Here is a 15924-nt window from a genome sequence, read left to right on the forward strand (position 1 = left end):
AGCGTCGCGATCTGTTGATAGTCGTATTGCTGTGTGAATTCAGGTCGTCATTTCTTGGTTTTGCCAGTCACCTGTCACCGGTTACCCGGCGCTGTCGTCAGACAAAGGCATCATCGCCCTTGCCGCCAAGCGCGAGCTGGCCTTCGTCGGCGAGGCGGCGCACCAGTTTGAGGATTTCTTTCTGCTCGCCCTCGACTTCGGACAGACGAACGGGGCCTTTCGATTCGAGGTCCTCGCGCAGCATTTCCGCAGCGCGACTCGACATGTTCCTGAAGATCTTCTCGCGCAATTCTTCGCCGGCCCCTTTCAGTGCGACGATAAGGGACTCGGATTGCACTTCACGCAGGACGAGCTGTATGCCGCGATCGTCGATGTCGATGAGATTGTCGAACACGAACATCTCGTCGAGGATCTTCTGCGCCAGGTCGCCGTCGTACTCTCGAATATTCTCCATTACCGTGCCTTCCACGGTTCCCGGCATGAAGTTCATGATTTCCGCTGCGGCGCGCACGCCGCCCATGGGACTTTTCTTGAGGTTGTTGTTTCCGGAAAGCAGCTTCGTCAAAACGTCGTTGAGTTCCTTGAGGGCCGAAGGCTGGATGCCGTCCAGGGTGGCGATGCGCAGGATCACGTCGTTGCGGGTTCTCTCCGCGAAATGGCCGAGGATTTCGCTTGCTTGGTCGCGATCGAGGTGCACCAGGATGGTGGCGATGATCTGCGGGTGTTCGTTCTTGATCAGGTCGGCGACCGCGGGGGAATCCATCCACTTCAGACCCTCGATGCCGCTAGTATCGCCTCCCTGCAGGATGCGGTCGATCAGCGAGGCGGCCTTGTCATCGCCCAGGGCTTTCTTCAGTACCGTGCGAATGTACTCGTCGGAGTCCATGCCGAGCGCGGTTTTTTCGCCGGCGAGTTTGTGGAAATCGCCGAGGACGCCGTCAATGTTTTCCCTGGTGACGTTTCTCATCGCGGCCATCGCCTGGCCGAGTTTCTGTACTTCGCGCGGTCCGAGATATTTGAACACCGAGGCGGCGGCTTCCTCGCCGAGCGACATCAGCAGAATCGCGCTTTTTTCGATGCCGTCAGCGCTCATCGCCGGCTACCCAGGTGCGAACGATATTGGCGACGAGCTTGGGTTCCTGCCGGGCAAGCTGTTTCGCCGAGTCGAGGTTGCTCTGATAGGACGCTCCGCCCATGACACCAGGCGCCGCACCCGGGGCACCGGCGGGCAATGCCTGTGTTTCGACCGGAGACGGCGTCATTGCGCTGCGAAACATCGGACGCAGCACTTTGAAGAAAAGGAACAGCACCAGACCTGCGATCAGCAGATTCTTGCCGATTTCCTGCGCCAGCGCCCACGTGCCCGGCTGTTTCCAGAACGGCACGGTTTCCAGTGCTTCCGCTTCTGCTACGGTGAAAGCCGTGTTGGCCACGGTCACCGTGTCGCCGCGCGCTTCGGTGTAGCCCATGGCTTCGCGGACCAGCTTGTTGATTTGCGCCATGTCGTCTTCGCTGCGCGGCTTGTAGGAAACCCTGCCGTCCTTCGCGGTGACCTTGCGATAATTCACCACTACGGCGACCGACAGCCGTTTGATATTGCCGATGCTGTGGCGGATGTGCTTCAGGGATTTGTCGACTTCGTAGTTCACCGCGGAATTCTTGTTTGTGCTGCTGCTCGCAGGCGGCGCGGATGGTGTCGTGGCGCCCGTCGCGGCGGGCTGGCCGTTGATCGGCGCCGACGCGGGTGACGGTGGTTGGTTCGACAGGGCGCCGGGAACGCCGCCGCTCTGAGCGCCGCCGGCGCCGCTGCTTGATTCGCTCGAGGTCTGGCTGCGTATCGCCGCTGGCGCCGCGCCCTGGTTCGGACGATAGACTTCCTCCGCCTGTTCGGTCTGCGAGAAGTCGATGTCCGCGGTGACCTGGGCGTGCATGTTGTCGTTGCCGACCACGGGCAGCACGATGGATTCGATGCGCTGGGCGTAATCCTGCTCCATCGTCTTTACGTATTTGAGCTGCCCGGGATCGAGGCCGGTCTGTAGCTGCGAGTCGTTCTGCGCCGAAAGCAGATTGCCGTTCTGGTCGACGACCGTGACATTCTTCACCAGCAGATCCGGGACGCTGCTGGCGACCAGGTGCACGATCGCGCTGACCTGCCCGGGATCGAGTGTGCGACCGGCATTCAGATTGACCAGTACGGAGGCGCTTGATTTCTGTTGTTCGCGCATGAACACGCTGGGTTTCGGTATTGCCAGATGCACCCGCGCGCCACCGACGGCGGAGACCGACTGGATCGAGCGGGCGAGTTCGCCCTCGAGCGCGCGCTGATAGTTGACCTGCTCGAGAAACTGGCTGGTGCCGAGCTTCGGTGTTTCCATGAGTTCGAAGCCGACCAGGCTGCCTTTCGGCAGACCCTGGCTCGCGAGCCTCAGCCTGGCTTCGTGCACATGCGTGGCCGGCACCAGAATGGCGCCTCCGCCATCCGCAAACTTGTAAGGCACGTTCATCTGCGTCAGCGACGCTATGATCGCGCCGCCGTCGCGGTCGCTCACGTTCGAGAACAGCACGCGATAGTCCGGGGCTTGGCTCCACATCCACGCGCCGACGGCAAGCGCCACGGCCGTAGCGGCTGCCAGCATCAGGGCGACAACCTGCCTCCCACCCGGGCCGCTGAGCTGCTGCATGGTCCGTACCGCGGTTCCAGCCATCGAATCACCTCGCTATGCGACTGCCTCATGCGGCCGCCGTGCTTTTGGCAGGCGGATTCCGATGACGGCGATTATGGTCGGCGGGTAGCAATTCAATCGGGTGAAAAGAGGGGCTTTTAGGCGCTTTATCCGGGCAGGGTCTGCAAGCGGGGCGAGGTATTGTGCCGCCATCGCGTAACGGGGTTGGGGACATGGACCACAACAATCACCAGATGCCGGCGACAAGCGTGGAAGCAGGCTCGCCGACGGACGACGAATTGGCCAGGGCAGTCAGGGTCCTGGCGGGCAAGCTCGATCTCAGGTCGCTGGAGCGCCTGGTTATCCTGCAAACGCTGGCTACCGTAAACGGCTCGCGCCGCGCCGCGGTGGCGCGCCTCGGGATCAGCGAACGCACGCTACGCAACAAGCTCCAGCAATACCGGCTGGATACCGTGATTTGAGGCGCCGGCGCGCCCGAGGAGCTGCACAATGGACCGCATATCAGTGGAAAGCGTATTGAGCCAGATCCGCGCGATGCAGGAAATCGCCGCCGGAGGCCAGAAATCCCCCGTGACCGGGGCGCCCGGCAAGGTGGACTTCGCGCAAATGCTGCGAACGTCGCTGGATCAGGTCAGCGGCGCCGAACAGCAGGCAAACAATCTGTCGCAGGCTTTCGAGAAAGGGGATCCGAGCGTGAACCTGCAGGACGTCATGATCTCGATGCAGAAGGCCAATATCTCCTTTCAGACTGTGGTCCAGGTGCGCAATCGTGTGGTGGCGGCCTATCAGGACATGATGAACATGCAGATGTAGTACTAGGGGCTAGGGATGAGGGACTAGGGGGGTAGGGAACTACGTCTTCATACCTTAACTGCCTTGCTCGCTTGTCAGAGCTTTTTTTCTAGCCCCTAGCCCCTAGCCCCTCTTCCCTGATCTTCTATTTCTTCATCCTGAAATTGCGTGAGCGCTCCAGAAACATGATGTAGCGTTGCACCAGGTTTTCGTTCGAGGGTGCCAGATTCAAAAACTGGCAGCCGCAGCGGCGAAAGCTCAGTCCGTTTTTCAGCGGCGTGTCGAACGAGTTGCGCACTTCCAGCGAGACCACCAGCGTACCGACTTCCGGCAGCCCGATGCGGCAGTTCTTGAATACATCACCGATCTGGAAGCCGGTTGCGTCATGATTGTCCATCAGCGCAACCCCGCCGATACTGATGTCCAGCACGATGGTTTCAGCCTGCACGCCGGCACCGCGGTCCGGCAGCGGCAACGTGCAGATCAGTGGTTTCGTGATCGGCGTGGCAATACGGTAGTGCTCGCGGCGCTGGATGCGTACCAGAGTACCGGGCAGCGGAATGCGCAGCGCGGGGCGGCCCTGGTAACGCACTTCGCGAATGTCGCTGGTCGTGAATTTCACCTTGACCTGGTCGTGCGAGGTCACCAGCAACACTTTCTTTGCAGCGAGCAGCCGTTTGTTTGCTGCTGCGTCAGGGGAGACGTCGAGCACGACTTCCGCCGTGTCAGACATCACGGCCAGCAACGATGTCAGCGCGAAATCGGCACCGCCATCCAGATAAGCAGTGACCAGTTGCGTGTTCTGCATGATCTTCTTCAGCACGAAAACGATCTCGGCCGGCTGACTCACGGCGAAGCGGGCATCGTCGTCAAGCTGATTATCCCGGCCCTGCGGCTGGGCGCGGTTTGCGTCCTCTTGTTTCATGTTCCCGGAAACGATCACGGTTGCGTTATCTGTTCGGTGCGGGCGGGGCTGCGAGCCCTTGTTCGACACGATATAGCCAGGCGAGCAATTCCGCCACTGCCACGTAAAGTTGGGGAGGTATGTGCTGGTCGAGGTCTACGTGCATGAGAAGATTGACGAGTTCCGGCGATTCGTGCACGTATACGCCGGCTTCCCGCGCGCGAGCGATGATCGCTTCGGCGATGAGGCCATTACCCTTGGCGACGACCTGTGGTGCCGACTGGCCCTCGCGATAGGCAAGCGCCACCGCCGCGTGGTCAGGTCGTTTCGGGACCATGACTTACCTCGAGTGCATGAATCGGTATGCCGGACGTATTGAAGCGATTTGCCAGCGCCGGCGCCTGTTCGCGCAGACGTCGGGCGTGTTGTTCGGAATCCGCGATGAGCCGCAGTTTTGCGCCGTTCGCGTCCAGTTCGATCCTCGCAAGCAGTTCCCCGATATTGGGCAGCGTCAGTTTCAATTCGGTACGCCATGCTCTCGGTACTTCGCGGTCTTCTTCTGCGTGGGACGCACTGTCACCCACCTGCCATTCCATGAATTGGCCGGGCCATACCTGCCCGCGCCACGCGACGTGGCCGGATTCGAGCGCGCCGAGTTGCTGACGGATGATCGGGAAGGTGTCGGGATGCGCCGGTGAGCGCGCAACCTGCTCGGTTTGCGAAGGCGGATCCGCCTCGGCGCCATGCGCTGACTCCGTCGGCATTGCATCGGCGCGACGGATGGCTTCTTCGGAAACGGGAAAGGCCTGCAGTTCCATCATTGCAGCGGCGGCTGCGGGCTGCATCGGCGCAAGCTTGCCTTGCGGTTCGCGTTGCAATTGCGCGGTCGAGCGTGTGCCCAGAACCCATTGCGCCTGGTGAGACTCGTAAAAAAGACCACTGAGTGCGAGCGCTTCGCGAAGAAGCGTTGCGGCCTGCGGTGCTTCCGGAACGCGCGACTGAAAGACTGGAATCGCGGCACGCGCGGCGGGTTCATCGGGCGCTTCGATCTGGAACTCCCGGAGCATTGCCAGCAACTTACCGGCATCGCTGAGCTTCGATTCGGCCTGGTCGTTCGCGCGCTCGATTCCCAGCAAGGCAAAAGTCGGCCGCGGATTGTCGTTCACATAAACCATGCGCAGCAAATCGCCGGGGCGGGTGCCGTCGGGAAGCTTGAAGTCGTAGCTGCGACCGCGCACCGACACGATATAGCCGGCGCGGGATTGTTGTTCGACGCGTCCGTCGATCGGTTGTCCGGGCCGCAACGGAGGCAGTTCGCGGTCGCCCGCCACAAGCGAAGTGCGCACGGCGCCGACCAGCAGGCGCAATCGGGTAAGTGCCTCCGGACGAATCATGCTTGGGATTGCGCCGCCTCAGCGGCGCTCTGTTTCAGTCCGTTGCGCCAGCGTTATACGCGGCATGCAGCCTGCGCTCGTGCCCTACGCTGGTCAGCAGATGCTGCAATCTCTGCATCCAGGGTTCGGTCAGGTTGCGGATCTCGGCATCGTCCGCGAGCACCTTGCGGATGATTTCGACCTTGCGCCCGAGCACCTGGGGTTCGAGGACAATATCATTTTCGTTCCGGGTGTTCATGAGGCTTTCCACCAGCTTTCGGCATTCTTGTTCGCGATTGACCAGCAGGTCCCAGTCGGCGGCGCGTGCTGCATCCAGCATCTGTGCCGTGACGGCAAGAATATTCTCGTAGGTCCCGATCACTTCTTTGCTGGTCATATTCACTCCCCGCCGACGATGACCGCAGGTTGAGTCTGGTTATTTTTGCCGATCGCTTGCCATGCGTCATTGAGTTCCGCCAGCAACCGACCTACCTCTTCCAGGGGTTCGGCGCGATTGCCGATATTGGCTTCGGTGAGCCTGACCACCATGTACTCGTAGAGGGTGAACAATTTCTCGGCAATCTCGCCACCGCCCTCGCGATCCAGACTCGCCATCAGTCCATCCTGGATTATGGCCACCGCCTTGGATATGGCCTGGGCCTTTTCCGCCGTCCGGCCGATCTGCATGTGCATGCGGGACGCGGAGACGGCGAGCATCGCCCCTTCGAACAACATCAGCACAAGTCCGTGCGGACTCGCGGACATGACGCCGCTCGTTACTCCTACGGTCGTGTAGTTTTTTGCGGAATTCAGGTTGTTCGAGAACATGATTGTGATTGTTGTAGCTATTATTATGATGAGGTCTTGGGAAGATTCGCGAGCTGCTGTGTCAGGAAATTGCTGGTCTGCTGCATGTTGCTCATCAACACGTCTAGCGCGGTAAACTGCGCGCGGTAACGCTTTTCCACGCCATCCAGACGCTGCGACATCGCATCGCTGCGGCGCGTTAGATCGGCGATGGAACGGTTGATCCCGTCCGTGCGCGCCTGCAAAACGCCGCCTGACCCGGCCAGACGATCGGCGAGAGTCGAGAGCGAACTGCCAAAGAAGGTGGCTGCCGCCAGTACCGAGGCAGGATCGGCATCGATCGCTCCTTGCGCCTTGGTGCTGTCGAACGTAAGGGAGCCATCTTTCTGGAAACTTACGCCAAGCTGTGACAACGAGTTGATGGAGCCGCCGCTGTTATTCAGGATCACGCCCAGCGCCGAGCGCAGCCGGCTCAGGATGCTCACCGTGGCGGTATCGCCCTGCAGAAGAGCCTTCAGGGCAGTGGCGCTCTTGATCGCCCTGTTGGTGTCGTTGTACGAGTCGACAATACTCTTGAGTGCGGAACTGATGTTTGTGCTGTCGCGCGCCACGCTGACAGTGACATCGGTGGTGAGCTTCGACAGCTTCAGTGTGACGCCCTGGATAGCGTCGGCAATATTGTTCGTTGGCCGACTGATGGCGATGCCGCTGATGGACAATTGAGCGTCGAGTGCTGTCTGCGTCTGCCGCAGGTTCTGCGTGCCGCCGGGATCGCTGGCAAGGAGCGTGGTGATATCTGCGCTGCCGGTGACGCCGATTTTGAGGCTGTTCCCGGCGCCCGTTGCGTTCGAAGTGATCGTGAGACGATACGGTGCGGCACTTCCGTCATTGACGATGGCCGCGGTTACGCCGGCATTGGCGGCGTTGATCGCATCGCGAATGCCCTCGAGCGTATTGTTCGAACTGCCGATCTGGACTTGTACCGCGGTCCTCGCGGGATCGGCGGTAAAGGTCGCGCCGCTGTAGGTGCCTGAGTTGACGTCGAGCGTTCCGCCGGTAATGCTGCCGAAGCTGAAGGCCAGGGTAGTCGGAGTGCCGTCGCCGATCTTGGCACCGAGCGAGGTCTGCCCGGCGGCAACCAGGCGCTGCGCCTGGGCGAGTTGGGTCACCGTTACGTTGTAGGTGCCGGCAACCGAGGTGGAGCCGGCTGAGCCGCTGACGGAAGTCGAATCGGAAGAACTGAGTTTGTATGCCGTGCTGCTGCCTGCGGTTTTCAATGCGCTGGCGGCAGTCTGGAAACTTGAGAGCGCTCCCTTGATGGTACCGAGAGTTGATAGTTGCGACGTAAATTGGGCTTCGCGTTGCGCCAATGCGACCAGCGGTTGCTGCTCAACTTGCATGAGCCTGGTTACTATGCTGTCGACGTCCAGTCCGGAACCGATTCCGCTCGACGAGATGGCCATGAGATTCGCTCCCGCGGCGGCAATCTTTGCCGCGCCCAAATCACCGGCGGCATGCACGCCCGCCCAATACAGGAATTATCGGGACCGGCGCCGAAAACTTTAGGATGGAACTGATATGGAAAGCGCCGTCAATTCAGGCTTTCTGTTTGATCAGCAAACCCTCAAACCTATCGAGTGCACGGGCGATTGCGAGCATCTCTTCGGATGGAAACTGGCGAATGACCTGCTGGGTACTGGCGTCGATAATACGCACGACAATCTTGCCGGTCGCTGCATCTCTGGCAAATTCGAGATCGGTCGTCACCTGCTTGAGCGCTGCGTTTGCTGCGTCGATTGCGTGCTTGATCTGCGATTCGCTTGGCTCAGTATGTTCGGACCGCAGCAGAGTATCGGCCGGACGCGTGACCGCCGTCGCGGCGGGTTGTGAAACGCCCGGCATCTGAATCGGGACGTTGGACGTCGATGCGATAGGCTGCATGATGCCTCCTGGTGTGCTCGTTAAGGGAGCGTCATCGGCCCGATGCCGGGATTGCCGACCGGGCCGATGACCCTACCGTTGCCGACTTACTTCAGCAGAGACAGCACGCTGTTCGAAGACGCGTTGGCTTGGGCCAGAATCGCCACGCCTGCTTGCTGCAGGATCTGGCCGCGGGTGAGTGCAGCGGTTTCCTGCGCGAAGTCTGCATCGCGGATACGGCTACGTGCGGACGACAGGTTCTCCGACGTGGTTTGCAGGTTCGAAATGGTGTTCTCGAACCGTGCCTGCAACGCGCCGAATTTCGCACGTTGGCCGTTGATGCTGGCAAGCGCCGAGTCGACGATCGACAGGGATCGGTTCGCGGCGGCGACGCTGCCCACATCGAGATCGCCGACTTTCTGCAACTGCCCTGCGGCGGTAACTGCCGTGAAGAAGTCAGTGGTATTGGCGGCGGCGACGTTGAACGTCTTGTCCGAATCGAGCACGATCTGGCCGGTGCCGACTGCGCTAGCAGCAGCAGCAGTTGCAGTGCCGCCAACCGTGACCGTAGTCGAACCGGCGTTGTTGGCGATCGTGATGTTTTCACCTGCCTGGTTGAGCAGCGTGATACCGGTGCCAGCGGTGTTTACTTTGGCGGTAACTCCGGTCTTCGAGGATACGTCGTTGATCGCACTGACTGCCGATGAGAGGCCGTCGGTGTTAACCGTTGCACCCACCGTGAAAGCGACCGTGACAGCGGTCGTGTTGTTCGACGTGACATTGAGGGAATAGCTCGAGCTCGCCGTGAAGGCGGTCAGGTCGAACTGGGTGATCGCGCTGGCGGTTACGCCGGTGTTCGCGGTCTGCGCATTGATCTGGCCGGCAACGGTCTTTGCGCTCGCAGCGGCGGCCGCGGTGATGGTTGCACTGCCTACTGCGCCGTTGATCGTGATGGTGCCGCCGGCAACGCGGCTGGTGGCCGCGGCATTGGAGGCGATCGCGTTCGCTGTGCTGCCCGCAGTCAGATCTCCATCCGGGTTCGACGCGGTTGCGGCCAAGGAGCCGATGCGGTAATTGCCGTACTGGTTGGTGCGGAAGTTACCGGTCGTCGCGGTGATCGTCTGGTTGGCGTTGGCGCCGACCTGGAAGGTTGCGGACCCGAAGCTACCATCGAGCAGTTTCAGTCCGTTGAATTCGGACGTTTGCGCGACGCGGTCCAATTCGGAAGCAAGCTGCGTCACTTCGGCGTTGAGTGCCTGGCGGTCGCCGGCTGAATTGGAAGCGTTGGCCGATTGAACAGCCAATTCGCGGATACGCTGCAGGATGTCCCCTGCGGTCTGCAATGCGCCTTCAGCAGTTTGCGCCAGGGATACGCCGTCATTCGCATTGCGTCGGGCCTGATCGAGACCGCGGATTTGCGCGGTGAACCGTTCCGAAATCGCCAGGCCGGCGGCATCGTCTTTGGCGCTGTTGATGCGCAGGCCGGACGACAAACGCTGCAACGACGTGGCAAGTGCGCTTTGCGAAACGTTGAGGTTTCGCTGGGCGTTCAGCGAGGCAACGTTTGTATTGATAATTTGCGGCATTACTTTCTCCTTTGCCAAGATTTGACTTCTGGCGGCGTTAGGGTCGTAAAGCTCATGACGCCGTCAACGTTGGCCCGCCTCCAAAAGAGGCAACAAAACCGCCGTTACTCCTGATATCGGTTGGCGGAATTGGAACTTTAGGAAAAGAAAAAAGGGGGTCATGCGGAACACTCGGTTCCGCATGACCCGTAAACACCCCGGGGAGGGGCGACTAACCAGCTGATTCAGTTAATCGGCAAGAGCGAACATGACGCGGTTCTTGCCGGAATGCTTTGCACGATAAAGTGCCGCATCGAGGCGCTTCTCCACCTCTTCTTGCGGTTCGCCGAACGCGCGCACGGCGACGCTGGCTGTGAACGTCACGGATATATGATGGTGTCCGCAAACGACGACGTTATTTGCTACGGCCTTCAGCAGGCGATTCAGTGCGGCGAAAGCCGCCTGCTCGTTGCTGTTCGGCAGCAGCGCCATGAACTCTTCGCCGCCGACCCGCGCAAGCACGTCGTTCGGTCGCAGCGTGGTGCGCATCACCTTGGCAAGATGGGTCAGCGCCGCGTCACCCGCGGGGTGGCCGTACGAATCGTTGATACGCTTGAAATCGTCGATATCGATGGATGCGATGCACAACGGCGTGCCATGGCGGTCACTGCGGGCCGCTTCCGCGACGAAGCCTGATTTCATCCCTCGGCGATTAAGAAGCTCGGTGAGCGGATCGACATTGGTCAGCTCGATGGCTTTGTTCAATTCGGCCTTCAGCGCCTCGATTTCGAGTTCGGCGCGCCGAACCTTGTCCTCGGCCAGCGCCAGAGCCCCATCGCCCCGCAGAGAGCGCGTCTCGCCGAGCGCCTCGTCGAGAATATCGACGATTTGCTCGACGCTGCGCGTTGCACGGATGCGCTTGGCAAAGGCTTCGATGCGCTGGTAGTACCCGGCCGGCGCCGCCGGCAGGTTGGACGGAACCTGAAACGGCGAGGCGTCCTCCGCCTTCGGAACCATCAATCGCAGCAAATCGTCGACTAACACAGCCATCATTTCTCCCTCTTATCGAGAACCCGATCGTTCCGGATATTCCGGACCGAGCAGACGATGGTTGCCAATCTAATGGCAATTCCGCAACGGCAAAGCCCGGAAAAGAAGGGGAAAAAGCGGGTAAATCAGCGAATCGTCCCGGCCGGCGGCAGGCGTTAGCCGGACTGCGCGCCGAAATGGCTAGTTTTCGGCGGCGCAGACCCGGTTCTTGCCGGAGCGCTTGGCCTGATAAAGCGCGCGGTCCGCGCGGGACACGGCTGGTTCGAGATCTTCGCTGGAACTGCGCTGAGAGACGCCGCAACTGAAAGTAATCAGCAGTTTTTCATTGTTGTGCAGGAAAAAGCGTTTGGTCAATTCGCGCTGCAGGCGCGCCATCACATCCATGGCTTCGGATACGTCGGAGTCGGGCAACAGGATCACGAATTCCTCGCCGCCGTAGCGCGCGAGCGCGTCCGCGGGGCGCAAATGCTCCTTGATTACCTGCACGATATGCATAAGGGCCTCGTCGCCGGCCTGATGGCCGAGCGTATCGTTGAGCTTCTTGAAGTTGTCGATGTCGAGCAGCGCCACGCACATCGGCGAGCTTTGGCGGTCCGCGCGGGCGGCCTCGCGCTTGAATGCCTCGTCGAGTCCGCGGCGATTGAGCGTGCCGGTCAACTGGTCTTCGCGCGCCCGCTCGGTGAGATGTTCGAGCTCCCGCTCCATCTGCTGGATGCGCGCTTCGGCGGCCTGAACGTGCTGGCGCGCCGTGGTCAGCGCTTTGCCGGTTTGCTCGGTGGCTTCGTGCATGGAGCGGGTGTCGCGCAACAGGTCGCGGATGATGTCGTTCAAGGCCACGAAGGCGTCCGTCTGCTGCAAACGGCTGGAATACGTTTCCAGCTTCGCCTGGTAGTCGCTGGTATCGTCGGACATTCCGCCGAGGCGGTCGATGAAATCCTGCAGCAATGCCTTGAGGCTGGCGCGCGCTTCTTCCAGCGAACGCTTGAGCGCGCCCTGCCTGATCATCAGGTCCTTGATCGCACGCTCCGCTTCCTCGATGACTTCCGGCGTGAGCGGACGATCCAGCACGTTCTTGACGATGGCCACCTGTCCCTGAATCCAATGGTCGCCCTCAACCAGCTCGCGCATGTTGTCCACAATCAGGCGCAACAGGCGCAACAGGGCCTCACGAATCTGCCCGTCGCCGCCGCCATGCAATTCCGCGCGTTGGGTGAAGAGTCGCAAATCGTTGCCGAGCTGGATAAGCGCGGCGGCATCATCGGCCAGGCGCACGCGGCCCGCGAGAGTGCGTGCCTCCCATGCGAGATCGGGTGCGTGACGAAGCAAGGCCGGCAGCGCGACGTCGAGCGCAGTAATCAGGCAATCGCGCAAATGCTGCGCTACGTTCCCCGGCGTGTCCTGCGCCGGGTCGGGGACGCCTTCGGCGGTTTCGATCAGCGTGCGGGCCGCCGGGGTTTCTTCCCAGCCGCTGACCAGGGCGCGCAATCTCGTGAGCAGGGCGTCGGGATCGCGAGGCACGGAATTCAGAAGGGTATCCAGCGCGTCGCGCTTCTTTGCGCGAGTCCATCCCGCATGATTGGTTTCGAAGGACTGCATCAGCGCGCGCAGCGTCTTCGTCCATTCCCTGGAGCCTTGGCGCTCCGCGGTTTGCTCCGGCCTGGTCTTGCCCCCGTCCGTCTGTGCCAGGGCGAGCAATATGGCGCTCAGGTTTTTCCAGTCGCGCCGGGCCAGGACTTTTTCCAGCGTCTTGCGCACGTCGCCAGGCGGGCCAGTCTTGGGAAGTTGTTCGGCGAACTGGGTCAGCTTGCCGGCGAGGTCTTCCTCTTCCTCGCTGCTGCCATGGCCGCCGATGCGATGATAGAGGTCGCGATAGTTGTCGGGGGTTGGCGCAATGCGCTGCGTGGCAAGTTGCCTGAACGTTTCGCGCGCGATATCGGTGGGGTTCAGCGGGGCATTCATCGCCAGCAGGGTGCTGAAAACTGAGAGCCTCGTTTAAGACTACCTTGCCCGCCGTTTTTTTGGCCGGTCGCCTTCGGCCAGCCCCCGTGCGGCACGGCTGACGCGGGAGTCTTCCGGTAGTATCGGCGGCCGCGGCGGAATCTTTAAGCGGGCTTCAGATCAATCGATAAGGCCGTTCTTGACGGCGTAGTGCGCGATTTCGGCATTGTTTTTCAACTTCATTTTTTCCAGCAGACGGGTGCGATAGACGCTGACCGTCTTCGGGCTGATCGACAGCGACTCTGCGATTTCGGTCAGGGACTTTCCGCCTGCCAGCATGCGCAGGGTGTCGAATTCCCGGTCGGACAGCAGCTCGTGCGGACGCTTCTCGGTGGCTTCGCCGATGGATCGTGCCAGTTCTTCGGCAAGTTCCGGACTGATATAGCGGCGACCGGAGGCAACCTGGCGGATGGCCGCCACCAGCTGATGGTGCGCGCTCTGCTTGTTCACGTAGCCGGAGGCGCCGGCTTTGAGCGCTCGCACGCCGAATTCGTCCTCGGCATGCATGCTCAGCATGATGACCGGCAACCCGGGCCTGTCGCGTTTGATTTGCTTCAACGTTTCGATGCCGTTCTTATCTGGCAGGGAGATGTCGAGCAACACCAGGTCGTAGGTGTTCTCGCGCAGCAAGCGCACGGCTTCCGCGCTGGAGCCGGCTTCCGCGGCCACTTCGATGTCGGCAGATTCCGAAACGACCTGGCGAAGGCCGTGGCGCACGATGGTGTGATCGTCGACGATGAGCAGGCGAATCATGTTTGGATTAGGGATAGTAGGTGTTGGAGAGTTCTCTGGAGCGCGGGTTCAGCGCCTTTTCGCTAGAATTCCGCGGCATGAGAGGGCCGCTTGGCGGGCAGGCATACGCGTACCTGTGTGCCGGCGCCGGAGGCGCCCGAAATGTCGATGGTACCACCCAGGAAGTCGGCGCGTTCGCGCATACCGCGAATTCCGTAGGAGCCATTCTTATGCATATCGCCTGCATCGATGCCCTGGCCGTCGTCGGTGACGGTGAGCAGCACCGCGCTGCCGTTGTCTTCGAGCGAAATGTCAACGTGCGACGCGCCGGCATGCTTGGCGATATTGGTCAGCGTTTCCTGGAAGATGCGAAATAGCGCCGTGGAAAACTCCCGGTCGAGCACGATATCCTCGCGCGAACAGACGAAATCGCAGGTGATGCCCATGCGCTTCCTGAATTCCTTGACCTGCCATTCGATCGCTGCCGCCACGCCGTAGTCGAGGACCAACGGACGCAGGCTGCGTGATATCCGGCCCGTCGCCTCGATGGCCGAATCCAGGAGCGCTTCCATTGCGTCCGCCTTTTCGGCCAGCGCCGTCTGGTCCGGGTTGAGACGGCCGCGTATCCAGGCCAAGTCTATCTTCGCCGCCGTCAGCGTGCCGCCCAGATCGTCATGGATTTCCCGGGCGACGTGGGCGCGTTCCTCTTCCTTGACGCGCTCGATGTGCGAAGCCAACTGCCGCAGTTGCTGCTGCTGTCCTTCGATGGACTGCTGGGCGAGCTTGCTTTCGGTGATGTTGGAAATGATGCCGTCCGAGATCACGACGCCGGAAGACAGTCTGCGCACGCTGGCGCGCAGGTTTACCCACTTGATTTCCTGGCCATTGGCACCGATGCGGATGCGGCCTTCCCAGTTGAGCGGCGCCAGCTGGGTGGCTGACTGGATTCGCGCCGCGACGAAGCTGTTGCGGTCCTCCGGCAGGATCATGTCGAGAATCATTTCCGGGTGACTCATCAGTACGTCCGCGGTAACGCCCAGGACGAGATGGCTGCCCTCGCTGACATAGGCAAGATCGGCGCTGCCATCGTCATAGAGCAAAGCCTGGAACACCACGCCGGGCAGATTGGCCGCGATCGCCCGGAAGCGCGCCTCGCTTTCGTTCAGCGCCGCGAGCGCTGCTTCGTATTGCCGCAAGGAATCCAGCTCGCGCAGGTTGCGTTCGACCACGGGCATCAGCCTGTGCAGCCCCTGCTTTGTCACGAGATCGGTGGCGCCGGCCTTGATTACCGCGGCCGCCGACTCCTCGCCGATTGCGCCTGTGACGACGATCATCGGCACCTGCGCTCTAAGGGTTCTGAGGATTTCGAGCGCCTCGATCGCGCTGAAGTTGGGCAGATTGAAGTCGGACAACACAACACTCCAATCGTCCGATTGCAAAGCGGTACGCAGCTGCTCGGCGGTTTCCACGCGCCGGCTGACGACCGAGAATCCGCCGGACGCAAGCGTGGCGAGAATTACCTCCGCGTCCTCCTCGGAATCCTCGACAAGCAAAGCGCGAATCACCCGTTCTTCCATCATTGAGCCCTTATCGTAAAAGTTGCCTCACGGTCGCGTTTGAAGCGCTGAACCAGCCGCAGCCCGGCCCATCCATATAGAAGTAGTGCAATTCCGGTAATGGTGAGCGACACACCGAGAGCCACCATGGTCAGCGCCGAGTGCAGCGCTCCGACATCGACGCTCGCGCTGTTTCCGAACAGGTCCCGGGACAGCAGCGCCAGCAGGGCAACGCCGACGATGACGCCGGCGTACCAGCCCACCTTTTTCAGGGACGGATTGGGCAGGCGTTCCTCAGTTTGTCCTGCATTTGCGCGTGTACGACCCGCGGACAGGTCGGAAGACCACTGCAAGCTGAACCCCCCCCTTGTTGGTGCCGCCCCGGATGTCCGGTCTGCAACAAGGCGGCCACGCGTTCACCATCGCATGTCCCTTCAGGACCCTGCCGAAAAGTATAAACGGGCGGAGGTGGTTCTGCACCGGCAATCCACGAATAGCGGGTCAAGCCATGCCCTGGCGGCCGCGGGTAGCCAGGGTTGCCGG

17 protein-coding genes are annotated in these 15924 nt (G+C 61.2%); 2 read left to right on the top strand and 15 right to left on the bottom strand.

Annotation, left to right across the window (positions count from 1 at the left end; translation table 11 throughout):
* Positions 1-97: 97 nt before the first annotated feature.
* Entirely contained in the window at positions 98-1093 is a 996-nt protein-coding gene (gene fliG, locus HY067_15025; protein MBI3529268.1) for a flagellar motor switch protein FliG, read from the bottom strand.
* On the bottom strand, positions 1083-2705 hold the full coding sequence (gene fliF / locus HY067_15030; protein MBI3529269.1) for a flagellar M-ring protein FliF: 1623 nt from the start codon (positions 2703-2705) through the stop codon (positions 1083-1085). The genes fliG and fliF overlap by 11 nt, the downstream gene beginning before the upstream one ends.
* Before the next feature lie 191 nt (positions 2706-2896).
* Here fliF and HY067_15035 point away from each other — a divergent pair, with 191 nt between their 5' ends.
* Positions 2897-3145, top strand: a complete 249-nt coding sequence (locus HY067_15035) for a hypothetical protein (GenBank protein ID MBI3529270.1) — start codon at positions 2897-2899, stop codon at positions 3143-3145.
* A 28-nt stretch (positions 3146-3173) separates the two neighbouring features.
* A complete protein-coding gene (gene fliE / locus HY067_15040) occupies positions 3174-3497 on the top strand; it encodes a flagellar hook-basal body complex protein FliE (GenBank protein ID MBI3529271.1) in 324 nt (107 codons plus the stop codon).
* A gap of 124 nt (positions 3498-3621) precedes the next feature.
* Here the strand turns inward: fliE and HY067_15045 are convergent, their stop codons facing one another.
* The 13 genes from HY067_15045 to HY067_15105 all read right to left on the bottom strand — a co-directional run bounded on the left by HY067_15045 (position 3622) and on the right by HY067_15105 (position 15734).
* A complete protein-coding gene (locus tag HY067_15045; protein ID MBI3529272.1) occupies positions 3622-4401 on the bottom strand; it encodes a flagellar brake protein in 780 nt (259 codons plus the stop codon).
* Positions 4402-4426: 25 nt separating this feature from the next.
* Positions 4427-4717 carry an EscU/YscU/HrcU family type III secretion system export apparatus switch protein gene (locus tag HY067_15050; protein ID MBI3529273.1) on the bottom strand — a complete coding sequence of 97 codons (291 nt, stop codon included), beginning with the start codon at positions 4715-4717 and terminating at the stop codon, positions 4427-4429.
* Entirely contained in the window at positions 4698-5774 is a 1077-nt protein-coding gene (locus tag HY067_15055) for a flagellar hook-length control protein FliK (GenBank protein MBI3529274.1), read from the bottom strand. The genes HY067_15050 and HY067_15055 overlap by 20 nt, the downstream gene beginning before the upstream one ends.
* A gap of 34 nt (positions 5775-5808) precedes the next feature.
* On the bottom strand, positions 5809-6150 hold the full coding sequence (locus tag HY067_15060) for a flagellar protein FliT (protein ID MBI3529275.1): 342 nt from the start codon (positions 6148-6150) through the stop codon (positions 5809-5811).
* Positions 6151-6152: 2 nt separating this feature from the next.
* Positions 6153-6581, bottom strand: a complete 429-nt coding sequence (fliS, locus tag HY067_15065; protein ID MBI3529276.1) for a flagellar export chaperone FliS — start codon at positions 6579-6581, stop codon at positions 6153-6155.
* Between the two features lie 23 nt (positions 6582-6604).
* On the bottom strand, positions 6605-8023 hold the full coding sequence (gene fliD, locus HY067_15070) for a flagellar filament capping protein FliD (protein ID MBI3529277.1): 1419 nt from the start codon (positions 8021-8023) through the stop codon (positions 6605-6607).
* Between the two features lie 133 nt (positions 8024-8156).
* On the bottom strand, positions 8157-8501 hold the full coding sequence (locus tag HY067_15075; GenBank protein ID MBI3529278.1) for a flagellar protein FlaG: 345 nt from the start codon (positions 8499-8501) through the stop codon (positions 8157-8159).
* 86 nt (positions 8502-8587) lie between these two features.
* Positions 8588-10066, bottom strand: coding sequence for a flagellin (locus tag HY067_15080; GenBank protein ID MBI3529279.1), 1479 nt, complete (start codon positions 10064-10066; stop codon positions 8588-8590).
* A 228-nt stretch (positions 10067-10294) separates the two neighbouring features.
* Complete coding sequence (locus tag HY067_15085; protein MBI3529280.1) at positions 10295-11095, bottom strand: GGDEF domain-containing protein; 801 nt, start codon at positions 11093-11095, stop codon at positions 10295-10297.
* A 180-nt stretch (positions 11096-11275) separates the two neighbouring features.
* Entirely contained in the window at positions 11276-13054 is a 1779-nt protein-coding gene (locus tag HY067_15090) for a diguanylate cyclase (GenBank protein MBI3529281.1), read from the bottom strand.
* A 159-nt stretch (positions 13055-13213) separates the two neighbouring features.
* Complete coding sequence (locus HY067_15095) at positions 13214-13846, bottom strand: response regulator transcription factor (GenBank protein MBI3529282.1); 633 nt, start codon at positions 13844-13846, stop codon at positions 13214-13216.
* 62 nt (positions 13847-13908) lie between these two features.
* Entirely contained in the window at positions 13909-15405 is a 1497-nt protein-coding gene (locus HY067_15100; protein ID MBI3529283.1) for a response regulator, read from the bottom strand.
* Positions 15402-15734 (bottom strand): hypothetical protein, encoded by a 333-nt coding sequence (locus tag HY067_15105; protein MBI3529284.1) that lies wholly within the window; start codon positions 15732-15734, stop codon positions 15402-15404. Before HY067_15105 ends, HY067_15100 begins: the two co-directional genes overlap by 4 nt.
* Between the last annotated feature and the right edge of the window lie 190 nt (positions 15735-15924).

The organism is Betaproteobacteria bacterium, assembly GCA_016194905.1.
Taxonomy (GTDB): domain Bacteria; phylum Pseudomonadota; class Gammaproteobacteria; order Burkholderiales; family JACQAP01; genus JACQAP01.

Coding starts and splice junctions, on each gene's coding strand:
- fliG (MBI3529268.1), bottom strand. CDS start 1,093: ATGAGCGCTGACGGCATCGAAAAAAGCGCGATTCTGCTGATGTCGCTC.
- HY067_15055 (MBI3529274.1), bottom strand. CDS start 5,774: ATGATTCGTCCGGAGGCACTTACCCGATTGCGCCTGCTGGTCGGCGCC.
- HY067_15090 (MBI3529281.1), bottom strand. CDS start 13,054: ATGAATGCCCCGCTGAACCCCACCGATATCGCGCGCGAAACGTTCAGG.
- fliF (MBI3529269.1), bottom strand. CDS start 2,705: ATGGCTGGAACCGCGGTACGGACCATGCAGCAGCTCAGCGGCCCGGGT.
- fliD (MBI3529277.1), bottom strand. CDS start 8,023: ATGGCCATCTCGTCGAGCGGAATCGGTTCCGGACTGGACGTCGACAGC.
- HY067_15045 (MBI3529272.1), bottom strand. CDS start 4,401: ATGAAACAAGAGGACGCAAACCGCGCCCAGCCGCAGGGCCGGGATAAT.
- HY067_15035 (MBI3529270.1), top strand. CDS start 2,897: ATGGACCACAACAATCACCAGATGCCGGCGACAAGCGTGGAAGCAGGC.
- HY067_15085 (MBI3529280.1), bottom strand. CDS start 11,095: ATGGCTGTGTTAGTCGACGATTTGCTGCGATTGATGGTTCCGAAGGCG.
- HY067_15050 (MBI3529273.1), bottom strand. CDS start 4,717: ATGGTCCCGAAACGACCTGACCACGCGGCGGTGGCGCTTGCCTATCGC.
- HY067_15060 (MBI3529275.1), bottom strand. CDS start 6,150: ATGACCAGCAAAGAAGTGATCGGGACCTACGAGAATATTCTTGCCGTC.
- fliE (MBI3529271.1), top strand. CDS start 3,174: ATGGACCGCATATCAGTGGAAAGCGTATTGAGCCAGATCCGCGCGATG.
- HY067_15080 (MBI3529279.1), bottom strand. CDS start 10,066: ATGCCGCAAATTATCAATACAAACGTTGCCTCGCTGAACGCCCAGCGA.
- HY067_15100 (MBI3529283.1), bottom strand. CDS start 15,405: ATGATGGAAGAACGGGTGATTCGCGCTTTGCTTGTCGAGGATTCCGAG.
- HY067_15075 (MBI3529278.1), bottom strand. CDS start 8,501: ATGCAGCCTATCGCATCGACGTCCAACGTCCCGATTCAGATGCCGGGC.
- fliS (MBI3529276.1), bottom strand. CDS start 6,581: ATGTTCTCGAACAACCTGAATTCCGCAAAAAACTACACGACCGTAGGA.
- HY067_15095 (MBI3529282.1), bottom strand. CDS start 13,846: ATGATTCGCCTGCTCATCGTCGACGATCACACCATCGTGCGCCACGGC.